Origin of the sequence: Rhodopirellula islandica (genome assembly GCF_001027925.1) — a bacterium.
Lineage (GTDB): Bacteria > Planctomycetota > Planctomycetia > Pirellulales > Pirellulaceae > Rhodopirellula > Rhodopirellula islandica.
The window spans coordinates 310021-322242 of the sequence record NZ_LECT01000015.1 but is presented as its reverse complement, the minus strand read 5'-3'; the positions used below and the strand labels follow the sequence as shown (position 1 = coordinate 322242).

The 12222-nt window shown below is 57.7% G+C and carries 9 protein-coding genes; 2 read left to right on the top strand and 7 right to left on the bottom strand.

Annotation, left to right across the window (positions count from 1 at the left end; all coding sequences use genetic code 11):
• The first annotated feature begins 18 nt into the window (after nt 1-18).
• On the top strand, nt 19-1266 hold the full coding sequence (gene ilvA / locus RISK_RS07020; RefSeq protein ID WP_047813532.1) for a threonine ammonia-lyase: 1248 nt from the start codon (nt 19-21) through the stop codon (nt 1264-1266).
• A gap of 11 nt (nt 1267-1277) precedes the next feature.
• Here ilvA and RISK_RS07015 read toward each other — a convergent pair whose 3' ends face one another.
• From RISK_RS07015 to RISK_RS06995, 4 genes are all read right to left on the bottom strand, one after another.
• Complete coding sequence (locus RISK_RS07015; RefSeq protein ID WP_047813531.1) at nt 1278-2846, bottom strand: sulfatase family protein; 1569 nt, start codon at nt 2844-2846, stop codon at nt 1278-1280.
• Between the two features lie 237 nt (nt 2847-3083).
• The gene (locus RISK_RS07010; protein WP_047813530.1) at nt 3084-4214 is read right to left on the bottom strand and encodes a sialidase family protein; all 1131 of its coding nucleotides are present in this window, start codon (nt 4212-4214) and stop codon (nt 3084-3086) included.
• A gap of 990 nt (nt 4215-5204) precedes the next feature.
• Nucleotides 5205-7046 carry a Gfo/Idh/MocA family protein gene (locus RISK_RS07000; RefSeq protein ID WP_047813528.1) on the bottom strand — a complete coding sequence of 614 codons (1842 nt, stop codon included), beginning with the start codon at nt 7044-7046 and terminating at the stop codon, nt 5205-5207.
• A 16-nt stretch (nt 7047-7062) separates the two neighbouring features.
• On the bottom strand, nt 7063-8013 hold the full coding sequence (locus tag RISK_RS06995) for a DoxX family protein (RefSeq protein WP_047813527.1): 951 nt from the start codon (nt 8011-8013) through the stop codon (nt 7063-7065).
• Between the two features lie 433 nt (nt 8014-8446).
• Here RISK_RS06995 and queD point away from each other — a divergent pair, with 433 nt between their 5' ends.
• Nucleotides 8447-8860, top strand: coding sequence for a 6-carboxytetrahydropterin synthase QueD (gene queD / locus RISK_RS06990; protein WP_047813594.1), 414 nt, complete (start codon nt 8447-8449; stop codon nt 8858-8860).
• Here queD and rdgB read toward each other — a convergent pair.
• From rdgB to RISK_RS06975, 3 genes are all read right to left on the bottom strand, one after another.
• On the bottom strand, nt 8836-9453 hold the full coding sequence (gene rdgB / locus RISK_RS06985) for an RdgB/HAM1 family non-canonical purine NTP pyrophosphatase (protein ID WP_047813526.1): 618 nt from the start codon (nt 9451-9453) through the stop codon (nt 8836-8838). The two genes, queD and rdgB, sit on opposite strands and share 25 nt — an antisense overlap.
• A gap of 5 nt (nt 9454-9458) precedes the next feature.
• The gene (locus tag RISK_RS06980; protein WP_047813525.1) at nt 9459-10640 is read right to left on the bottom strand and encodes a hypothetical protein; all 1182 of its coding nucleotides are present in this window, start codon (nt 10638-10640) and stop codon (nt 9459-9461) included.
• A gap of 83 nt (nt 10641-10723) precedes the next feature.
• Nucleotides 10724-12142, bottom strand: a complete 1419-nt coding sequence (locus RISK_RS06975) for a c-type cytochrome (protein ID WP_390173923.1) — start codon at nt 12140-12142, stop codon at nt 10724-10726.
• Between the last annotated feature and the right edge of the window lie 80 nt (nt 12143-12222).

Genomic DNA, 12222 nt, shown 5'->3' with positions numbered 1-12222 from the left:
AACCACCTGATTAGCACCATGTCTCCTATGATCGCCGCCGACAAAATCCAGGCGGCTCGCCAGCGAATCGCTGGCGTGGTTCGCCACACACCTCTGATGCGAAATGCACGTCTCTCGGCGCTCTATGACGCTGAGATTCTGCTCAAACGCGAGGACTTGCAAGAAGTCCGCAGCTACAAAATTCGTGGGGCGTACAACCGGATGTCGCAGCTCAGCGACGAGCAACGGGCCGCTGGAGTGGTTTGTGCCAGCGCCGGCAACCACGCGCAAGGTTTCGCGTACGCCTGTCATTCGATGGAGATTCAAGGCCGAGTCTTCATGCCTGCGGTGACGCCCAAGCAGAAGGTCGAGAAGGTCAAACTGTTCGGTCAAGAGCATGTGGAGATCATTCTCATCGGGGACACGTTTGACGATGCGGCCGCAGAGGCCCACCGCGCCGCTGAGAAAGGGCTGACATACATTCCGCCCTTTGATGATCCCGCCATCATCGAAGGCCAAGGCACGGTCGGTGCCGAAATTTTGGAAGATCATCCTGAGCCAATTGACATCGTGCTGGTCGCAGTCGGTGGCGGCGGTTTGATCTCCGGTTTGGGAAGCATCTTCAAGCAACTCTCACCCCAAACCAAGATCATCGGAGTGGAGCCAACGGGCGCACCGGCGATGCATGACAGTCTTCGCGAAGGCAAGGTCGTCACGCTCGACAAGATTGATAGCTTCGTCGACGGTGCTGCGGTCCGGCGGGTCGGCGATCTAAACTTTCAAATTGCTCAGCACGTCATTGACGAAATGGTCCTCGTTCCCGAGGGCAAAGTCTGCAGCGTGATGTTGCAGCTTTACAACGACGAGGGCCTGGTCGTCGAGCCCGCGGGGGCTCTTTCGATTGCGGCGCTCGAACAGTTGGCCGACGAGATTCGGGGCAAGACCGTCGTGTGTGTGGTTGGTGGCAGCAACAACGACATCACTCGCACCGAAGAGATTCGCGACCGAGCGATGTTGTACGAAGGGCTGCAGCACTACTTCATCATCAAGTTCCCGCAGCGTGCCGGAGCTTTGCGTGAGTTCCTCAACAATGTGCTCGGGCCAACCGATGACATCACGCACTTCGAATACACCCGAAAACACAACCGCGAAACTGGACCGGCCTTGGTCGGATTGCAAGTCGCCCACCGCGATGACTACCAAGGATTGCTGGACCGCCTGACGGCCAGCAACATCGAATACCAAGTCGTCAACGAACAACGCATGCTGTTCGAACTGTTGGTGTAGGCCGTCCGTTTCTACTCGACGATCGACTTCAGCAACGCCTGCATCTCTTTTCGTTTCGCGGCTTCTTGTTCGTAAAGGTTCACTGTTTCCATCGGGTCTTGCTTTAGATTGTAAAGCTGGCCCGGGAAGCTGGTTTCAGCTTCCTTCTTTGCATACGGTTGAAGCACGCGATCGTTGTAGTTGTTGCCGCCGGAGCCCGCGTGGTCCAAGTACTTCCAGTCGCCGACCCGCAGTTGAAACTCACCGCGAAAACTTTGGGTGATCATGTGAGGTCGGATGGACTCGCCCTCGGGCACTTGCCCCAGCAGTTCCGGCAGCATGTTGAAACTGTCCAGGGCAACGTTCTCGGGCAGATCAACGTCCGCAACGGCTGCCAGTGTTTTGAAAATGTCGGTCGTGTTGATCAGTTGGTCCGAAACGCGACCGGGTGCGATGTGTCCGGGCCACTTCATCATCATGGGGACGCGGTGGCCGCCTTCCCAGCCGTCGCGTTTCATTCCGCGCCAACCGCCGGCGGCATCATGTTGGTGATCCTCACGCATCCAAACGGTGTGCATCGTTTCCGGTCCGTTGTCGGAGTTGAAGATCACCAGTGTGTTGTCGTCCACTCCCAGTTCCTTCAAGTGATCGAGCAGATCACCGGTGAGCGAATCGAGTTCGCAAACAAAGTCGCCGCGAGCGCCGGCTTGCGTGGATCCCGAGTGTTGGTTGGCAGGGAGCACCGGGGCGTGAGCAATTTGGGTGGAGACCACTGCGAAGAACGGTTGGTCAGGTGACTCTTGAACGTGGCGGTCGAGAAACTCTCGTGTCTTGTCGAAAAACAGAATGTCGGCGTCGACAAATTTGTAGCCGGGGGCTTTCCAGCCTTCGTCGTTGTCCCATCGCCACTTGCCGCCAGGGTTAGGAAGCGTATCGCTCTTGTGACGTTGGTTGGCTGGCACGGGGACCATGCCATTTTCGATGTACAGGTACAGCGGGTCGGTGGTGGGGCAATTGGGGGTCACGAATGACTCATCGAAGCCTTGGTTGTTGGGGCCGTCGATCAGCGGCGTGCTTCGCTCGTAGTCAATTTTCGTGACATCTTTGAAACCACCTCGCAGTTGTTTGCCGTCGCTGCCGTACCAAGTCAGCCCGAGGTGCCACTTGCCAAAGATGGCGGTTTTGTAGCCGGCCTGCTGGAGCATCTCTGCGATCGTCAAATCATCGGGCCGCAAGTAGCTCGGCCCGCTGGCTCCTTCGAACGCAGTCGTTCGGCGTCCCGTCCGGAAGACGCATTGACCGCTCATCAACCCATAGCGAGACGGTGAGCAGATGGTCGAAGGGCTGTGCGCGTCTGTGAAGCGAACGCCCTGAGAAGCCAGTTGATCCAAGTGGGGCGTTTCGTAGGCGCAGTTTTCGTTGTAGGAGGACAGGTCCCCGTAGCCGAGGTCATCGGCATAGATGATCAAGACATTGGGTGGCTGGTCCGCTGTGCCGGTTGGGCTGGTCAGCACGGAGCTCAGGCAGACCAACACCGCTGAGAGAATTGTGATGCGGGTTCGCGCGACGGCGAGGACGCACAGGCGACGTGTTGAAGGCATGTTTCAAATTCTCGAGTAGCTTGTCGTGAGGCTGGATTGATCAGCAGAGCGAACGCCGGTCGGACAGCGTCGTTCCTTGCTCAATCCTAGCGACCACCGATGGAACCCCGAAGCAGCCCGTTGTCGGAGTGTCCAAAAAAACGGCGGCCTGAGGCCGCCATGTCGCAAATCGTTTTTGAAATCCAGTGGGTTACGCCACACCTGGCTTCGTGGGCTCGCTGTGACAGGCCCGCTGAACTACTTGCCAGACGCGTTGCTGATCAGTTGACGCAATTTCACAGAGTCCGTGACGGCTTTTCCCGCCGCGACATCTTCCTCTCGAAAACTGGCCAGGAGAATGTGCCGGTCTTTGGTGCGGTTGTAGTCGTAGGTGATGTGGATCACACCGTCCGGACCTTGTTGCCCGTCGGGGTAAGAGACCCCCGCTCGCTCATCGAGCATCAGTCCACCCCCCCAGGTTTTGCCGTCATCGGTGGACACGAAGGCCATCAGGTGCGAGCGACCGGTTCTTCTTTCGATGGGGCCGTGTTTGACCAGCAGGAGGTTTCCTGAAGCGAGTCTTCGGATGAAAAAGCGTGCGCTGGGGTGCGAGATCTTCGATGGGGTCAGTTCAGGCCAGGTCTTTCCTCGGTCGGTGGAGACGCTTTCGCCGATCCCATACTTTGTGCGGGCAAGCAACCAAATTGATCCGTCATTTCGTTCCACCAACATGTGTTCATCGAAGGCACGAGCGTCCTGGGGGACATTGCAACCGCCGCGTCGCGACCACGTTTTCCCCTGGTCATCCGAAACGATCATGCGTGCGCTTTCGTCGGTCTCACGCCACGTCGACGCGGGCAGCGCCCATTCGCCGGTTGAGAGAACCAGCGGTTTGCACATCATGATCCCATCGGTGACTCGCTTGGCTTTTCCGTGGATCGGTTGCTCCACATTCGGATCTTCGATTTTCAAGAACCAAACTCCTGCGACGGTCCCCAAGTGTCCCACCGCCTGTGCCCAGACGAGCCTCAGTTTTCCGTCCGGAGCGATCCAGAGTTCGGGATCGTAGGCGCGAACCGGACCGTCTTCGTCTGGATCGACGACGAGCACTTCCTTCCAAGTCTCCCCGCCATCGCCGCTGGTGCTGAGGACGACGTAATTGTTTGCGTCCTCGCTTGGTGTTTTGCCGGCATACCAAGTCGCCCAAAGTCTGCCTTCGTTGGAAACGGCGAGACTGGAGATTCCAGCGAAGGCCCGGTTGGTCACCTCCTGGACTGCTTGAGGGGGACCGATGTATTGCGGCGGATCCAAGAACGCGGGGGCTTCTGCTCTGAGAAAGCCAAGCGTTGAGAGAGCGAAGAAAACCGTCAGGGGGATGATTCGGTTCATGAGGTGGGGCATCGGGTGAGGGGATGGGGAGGGACTTCGCGTCCAAGTTTATCTTCTCGGCTTTCGGTTTGCTGTATTTGACGAGGAGTTTTGGCGAGCTGAGTGAACGGCCTTGGACGGTCATTGAACGGGAATGCGAGCCAGGGGATCGCGCGGCGAGGGGGCGGCAAACAACTGTCTTCGCTCCGCGACTTGGGGGCTTGTGTCGTTGGCGTATGACCTTGGGTTGAAAACCCAAGGCTTCCGGCTTCCGTCGCTCCGCGACTGGGTGTGTTCGGGGGATCGAATAACCGCGGAGCGGTGGCAGTTGTCAGCCTCGGGTTTTCAACCCGAGGTTTGGTTTTCGGCCGCAATTTTCGCCCCGGATGGGGCCGGCTTGCTTAGCTCGGGGTGGAAGCCCCGAGACCGATCACGAAAAACAAAAGACCGCCCCGGATGGGGCCGGCGTAGGGCATGCCGCGTGGGCCTCGCTGGCGCGTCGGGTTTCTATTTCGGCGGCCTTGGAAGGTCATTGCACGGGAATGCGAGCCGGGGGATCGCGCGGCGAGGGGGCGGCAGACAACTGTCGTCGCTCCGCGACTTGGGGGCTTGTGTCGTTGGCGTATGACCTTGGGTTGAAAACCCAAGGCTTCCGGCTTCCGTCGCTCCGCGACTGGGTGTGTTCGGGGGATCCAATAACCGCGGAGCGGTGGCAGTTGTCAGCCTCGGGTTTTCAACCCGAGGTTTGGTTTTCGGCCGCAATTTTCGCCCCGGACGGGGCCGGCTTGCTTAGCTCGGGGCGGAAGCCCCGAGACCGATCACGAAAAGCAAAAGACCGCCCCGGACGGGGCCGGCGTAGGGCATGCCGCGTGGGCCTCGCTGACGCGTCGGGTTTCCATGTCGACGGCCTTGGAAGGCCATCGTACGGGGGCTTTGTGTGTCGGGATTCCATGAAAAAACACGGCGACCGAATGGCCGCCGTGTTGTTCGTCATTGGGAATTTGCTGGGAGCTATGCCACAGGTTTCTTCATGAATTCGGTTTCCGTCGCGATGTCGCTGTCGTCCGGGGTCGCATCGTTGTCGATGTCGAACCACTCTTCCTTGAACTGCAGGTAACCGCTTTCGCCCTTGGCTGAACGTTTCAGAGCGACATTGGTTCCCAGAGCGATGACCGCGTCGCCCATCGCGACTTCGGGGTAGCAGCGAGGTTTGTTTTCGCCGTCTGGGTTGCGGATGCAGTAGGCCCAGTGCTCAATCTCTTCGCGGTAGCCACGGCTGACTGGGCCGGACGAAGCGGCTTGGGCAACCGGTGCAGCAAAGTCGCCGCTGGCCGAGGTGTCCAAGGCGAATCCGGCGTCCTTCTTCACGACGCCGGCTTTGCTGCTGGTGTCGCTGTTGCGGTACAAGTAAACGTCGGTTTCCTTGTCCAGGATCAACGTTCCCTTGGTGCCCATGACGACTTCGCCCCAGCCACCGAAGCCGTTGCCGTTGATCGACGAGTAGGTCACGACGACCTTCTTGTTTGGATCGGTATCGTATCCGGCGACCGGTCCGTTTCCGGGGCTGTCGGGGTTGGGGTAACGCTCGACACGGTCGTAGTAACCGACGTCGAAGGTGCTGCTGTATTCTGGTCCAGGGAACTCGAACATGCAGTAGACGTGGTCGCCGACTTCCCGATCCACCGGCATGATGTGGCGTCCGCCAACTGCGTGGACGCTCAGTGGGTGGACCTTCTTCTTGTCATCACGCAACGAGCTGAGGAAGATGCTGACGGCGTCGAGCTGGTGACTTCCCAGTTCGGCCATCAGGCCAGCCCCGGTGCGATTGAACAACCGCCAGCGGTGAAGTTCTTCCATCGCACTGAAGGTTTGATCGCCGACCGAGAAGCCTTCGTAGCCGAATTCCTTGGGGTCAACGTTCTTGTCAGCGTCCCAAGCCGTCCACTGATCAATTTCCATCTGCAGACGAATCATTTCGTCAGGGTCTGTCGTTTCCGCCAGCTTCTTCTTGCGGTACTCGATGTCCTTCGCGATCTTGTCAAAGTTTTTGCCGTTGACCATCTCGCCGCCAGGGATTGGCATCGACCAGCTGTCGGCACCGGGGACGTTGCTACGGTGCCACTGAGCACGAATGTGGTGCAGTTGTCCGAGCAAGCCCCAGCGGATCAGGTTGATCGCGTCTTGGTACTTCACGTTGTAGTGACGTTGGTGACCGGTCGCCAAGTGCAGCGGGTTGCCGTTCTTGTCTTCCATGCTGCCAGCCATTCGCGACATGACCTTGCACTGAGCCACATTGTGGGCCATCAGTTTTTCGGTCAGCACGTGCAGGCCACGTTCCATGGCTTGAGCGGCAACGGGAGCGTGCAGCCAAAGTGGCAAGGCAATGATCACCGCTTCGATATCGGGGTCATCGAGGCAGGCCATGATGCCGCCGTTGGATCCGTCGTAAACCTTGACGTTCTTGCGAGCTTCCGCTTCGTCTTTGTAGCCAGCGACGCTGATCAAGCCTGGACGACGTTTCAAAGCCGATGAAGAAGACCAGTCACCGTGGAACGCACGAAACTGGCTGAATGGACGAATGTCGCAGATCGCTTTGACGTCCACGTACTCGGGGTTGCAACCTCCAATCAGGACGTTGCCTTCGTCACCGGTTCCGATGACCGCGACGCGGACCGGGTCGGTGACTTTGCCATAGCCGAAGTAAGCGGCACCCAGGCCAGCACCACTGACGGCACCGGCGGCGACGATGCCACGCAGGAAGTCACGACGATTGACATCGTAGTAACTGCCGACGGCGGAATAGTAATTGTGTGAGCCGACTTCTTTTTGATCGGCGTTGAGCTTGTCTACCATTTGCTAAGACTCCCGGTCACGCAGTTGCGGCGTCATCGCCGTTGAATTTTCGAATAATGAGATGCAGAAAGAAATCGAGGCCGGCGAAACGGCCAGCGCCGGTGGCGGCAAGCACCAAACAGGCCAGACCTTCAATCAGCTGATAATTGCTCGACCCTGGCCCGGTCACGGGTGGATACTGGCTTAGAAAGACTGAACCGAGAAAACACGCGGCGGCTAACGCGGCCACGGGGGTGAACAACCCGAGCAACAGACACCAACCAACGATCATGTCGAAGTACGGCACCATCGTATCGATCACACTGGTGTCCATCATTTGCAAACGCGGACGCGTCAGTTTGTACGCACTATGGGTGAGCAGTTGTTCCGGCGATGCGACCTTGTTTTGTGCAGTTTCGTAGTTTTCCCAAATTGCATCGATCTGATCGAAGACCGGGGCGATCTTTTGGGACAACTCTTTTCGAACGCTCTCGCGTTGACCACTCAGGGAGCTGACCCCCGATGCGACCGAATTCCCATCGAGTTCTGCGACTCGATCCAGCCCCAATTGAAACTCCTGAACTTCATTGGCGTTGAGTTGCAGCACGATTTCGTACTGATCAACCGCTTTTCTGTAGTTGTTCTGAGCCTCAGCGGACTGTTTTTCATCGAACCCGTAGTGGCCCGAGATTTGGTCGCGGTAGTAAGCCCAGTTGACTTTGGTTTGGTCAACGTCCAATCGCATGGTGCCGTCGTAATCCCACACCATTTGGCGGAAATGACCGGCGAATGGGCCTCGGGCGTTGGCAAAAAATGGTTTCGCAGACCAGTTTCCAGCTTGATACTTGTCGACACCTTCTGTGATGAAGTGCCAGCCGATGGTGAGACGAAGGAGGGTCAGCATGACCACTGCGATCGTTCCGAGCAGCCGGGGTGAGATTCCCCATCCGACAGCCAAACGCAAAGGGGAAAGCAAATACTTGGCCACCGAGAATGGGCTCCGTCAAAGGCAGGGAGAATAAAGGCACCGGGTCGACAACGCCGCCACCAAACGCATGCCAAATTCGGCACATTCAAGGCACGTTCAATTCACACCAAGGCACCTCCAGTGAAGGGGGAACGCCCATTATGGCAGCCGGGTGACCATTCGCCAACCGATGTGTATACAGATTCAACTGAATCCTGCGGTTCAACGAAGCCGTTTTCTCGGTTGCACCGGATTGTGGGGGTCGACAAAGTCCTTTGGATCAGAAGACTTTTGGCTGTCTTGTTCGTTGAACCGCCGCCAATGGGTTGCTGCCTGCCTACGTTTCCCTGCCCACTGCTCACTTTTCGTACGGGTTGCTCGTCCGCTCTGCGTTTCTCGTTTCCCCCTCTGTCCCGATTTCTCGTTAGGAACCCTGCCTGTGTCCATTCGAATCATGCGCCGCTTCACATTTTGTGCCGGGCACCGATTGGTGGGGCACGAAGGCAAATGCCAGAGCCTGCACGGCCACAATTACGTGCTGGAGGTCTACGTGACGGGCAAGAAGCAAGACGCGGTGGGGCGGATCCTGGACTTCAAGCAGCTGAAGGCTCGCTGCAAGGATTGGATCGACGAAAACTGGGACCACACATTCGTGTTGTGGGAGAAAGACCAGAACGGGTTGGATGCGATCCGCAGTTCGGAACCGCACCGAATTTACGAGCTGGACAGCAATCCAACGGCCGAAAACATGGCCAAGCATTTCCTCGAAAAGGTCTGCCCGGAAATCTTGGGTGACTCCGGCGCGACCGCTTACAAGGTTCGCTTGTGGGAGAGCGAAGAAACCTACGCTGAAGCGGAGTTGGACTGAACCAGTTGCAGCAACTTGGGGATGAAGACCCGCAGGGCTCGCGACCGATGGCTGAGAGCCCGCTTCACGGTCAGGTTCAGTTCCCCGAACGTTTTGTGGTACTCGGGGATCACAAACAGCGGGTCGTAGCCAAATCCCGCGGCACCGCTGCGTTCAGTTGCAATGCGTCCGCGGCAGATGCCAGACTCGGCCAAGCGAACGTTGCCCGCAGGATCGGACAAGCACAGGTGGCAATTGAACTGAGCGCCACGACGATCCAGCGGCACCTCGGCCAGTTCACGCAGTAGTTTTTCGTTGTTGGCTTCATCGTCGCCGTGCGTTCCGGCGTAGCGAGCGGAGTGCACACCCGGTTCACCCTTGAGTGCATCGACTGTCAGTCCGCTGTCTTCAGCCAGCACCCATCGTCCCAAGTGCTTGGCTTGCTCAGTCGCTTTCTTGGCAGCGTTCTGTGCAAACGTGTCGCCATCTTCCACCACGTCGATCGCGTTGTCGATTTCCGACAGTGCGGTCAGGGCGATGGTCTCTTCCGGCAGCATCATCCGAAGCTCGACGAGCTTCTTCGCATTGCCTGTTCCAAGGACGAGATCAAACATAGGGCTCAGCGTCCAACCGCGGCGCTGTAGAAGCTGCGTTTGCTGGCTTTGGGGACCGCAATGGGGGTTGGCTGAACATCAAAGGGGATGTTTTCGATGTGCTTCGCGGCGAGCCCGTCGCTGGTCTTGCTTTTGACCTGATTGGCGATGTTGGGGTCGACGTTGAACGCTCGGTAAGTGGACATGAGCGATTTGATTTCGGGAGCGTATTCAAAGCCGCCGTTTGGCAATTCATGACCCAGCGTATCGAAGCTGCCAATGGTCACAATCGAACGAGTTCGGTCGTGGTATTGATAAGCCTCTTGTCCGTCGTTTCGCAGCGCGATCACCATTTTGTTGGCATCGATTGCCATCCGGTCCAAGCGGTTGATATTGGGCAGGAAGTTTTTTTCTTTCTTGCCATCGACGATTGTTTTGAAGCCTTCGAAGGTCCGAACCACGACGGTGAATTTCCCGTCGCACTCGAGCAAGCTGAATTGCTTGTCTTCGTTCAATTTGCGGACGAAGGAATCCACTTCCGGCGAGTGCGAGAAGTCGTCGGGGAGCAACGGGTTGCGAGTCAGGAAAGCGCTGCCCATCTCCCCGCGATTTTTGTCGCCGCTGCGGTTCACAAATTGACGGTGCAAGGCTTTGACCGCCGTGACCGGGTTGCGAAAGTCCGATTCAGCAGCCATCTCTTTCTCGTCACCGAAAACGGGAAGCTTGGCGGACTTGATGCGTTTCAGATCATCGGCGATTTGCGGGTGTTCTGCGTGGTCGTATTCACCCACCAGAACCGCGTGAGCATCGTACTGAATGCTGTTGGCGTAACGCATTCGACGTTGGTGGGTACGCGTCGAACCACCTGCGACTTGGATAGTGGAGGTTGGTGTTTCGACTTCGCCAGAGAAGTCAAACTTTTCCTCGTAGACGTAAGACGGCAAACTCAATTCCTGGCGGATTTCCAGTGCCAAACGCTCGGCGCGTTCTTTCGAACCAGCACCCACAAACGTGTGAGCCAGAATCAGCCAAGGCCCGTCTTCCTCTGTCAGTTCATAGGTCTTGGTTGTGTCGACTTCGACTTTGGTCCCGCGTTTGAACATCCGCAAAAACGGAGAGGTTTGAGCGGCGGCGGGTGTCGGCGACACGAAGCCGGAGGCGACGACGGCGAGGATTGCGATCAATCCGAGGCGAAGCGAACTGTTCATCGGAACCAAATCCTGAATCGAAACGATACGAGCGAGTTGTTTGACTCGTCATTAGCAGATTCGATGGATTGGCGGCAAGAGAATCAAAGCGTTTTGAGATATTCCAGCACGGCACGCTTTTCTTGTTCGTTGAGCTCGTCGGGATAGTCATGCCCAGCCGCGCTTTTGCCGAAGCGACGGGTGTCAAAGTAACTGCGTCGAATCAGCACGTCGGGTTGTGACAACGGCACCTTGTCAGCCAATTCGATCTGAAAACCCATTCGTTCAGGATCGATTGCCTCCGCGGCACGCTTCCATAAAACAGGGCGTTCTTGGGGATGCAGCACGTGCCAGAGGGTCGGCACGCTGCCGTTGTGGAAGTACGGTGGGCTGGCCCAAACACCGTCCAGTGGTGGGGCGACGTATCCTTCGGGATTGACCCGTGTCTCCTGCGACTCACCCTGTTTCAGTTGTGCGAACCATGAATCGGCGTACCGCTGACGCCCTTCGCTGGTCAAAGCCTGGAACCGAACAGGATCGGTGCCAAGTTCATCGATCGGAACCATCTCGTTGGGGTAAGTGCCGCCGTCCGGGCCGTACGTTCCGTGGCATCTCGCACAGGTTTGCTCGAACAGATGACGCCCTCTCTCGGCGAGGGGCTGGTCGATTGGGCCGTCGTACTGGGGCGCTCGGAGTGACGACAGAAACGCGAAAACGTTTCGGAAATCGTCTTCGTGTTCGCGATAAAACTCCGGTCCGTTTTCAGGGACCAGCGTGAATTGCATCAAACCTCGATGTCCCTTCTGAGCGAAGCCATCGATGTACAGGTACGGCCGTTTGTAAAAATGCCACCAGGGAGGAGCGTCCATGTCGTGATGAACGAACGTCTGCGGTGCGCGCTGGACGACGTTCAATTCCGAATCACGGTAGTTCATCAATCCCATGCCAAAGACCACGGCGTTGGTGGTGCCATTGGTGGTTCCAAGTGGAATGACCAAGGATCCCAACTCCATTCGCCCCAGCGGTTTGCCGAGACGAAACTTGGTGCTGCGGACTTCTTCGGTGAGCGTCTGCAACGCGTAGCGATTGTTCGGTGCGCCGGGCGTCGGGACCCCGTACACCGAGCCGCCATGGCAGGACAGACAATTCATCGTCCAGTCGCCCTTTTCGCTCACCACGTACTGCATCGGCGGTCCCACCGAGTCCTCTTGCTGCGGGGAAACGAAGGCCGCGGTACCGTCTTTGCCCACCAGCAGTTCAGGTCGCTCGGACAATCCATAGCGATGGTAAATCAATCGCAGGCGGTCTTCGGGCGACGCGTTCTCGGCCTTCACGCGAGCCTCTTCTGGCCAGCTTCGCCAGATGTCGTCAATCACAGTCTGAGAGAAATCGCTGGGCAGCAATGCTTTTTTTGTCAGCACTTCCCAGCCCAGTTCAGCGGCCCGGTTGTTCGACGACTGTTCCACTTCGGTGGCAGCGGACTTGGTTGCCGCGGACGGCCCATTCGCGAATTCGGTGGCCATGGCGTCTGGACTGGAAGTCTGGCAGGCGAACGCGAGAAGGCAGGCACCGAGTGCCCCGAATATTTTGACTGGCAAACGGT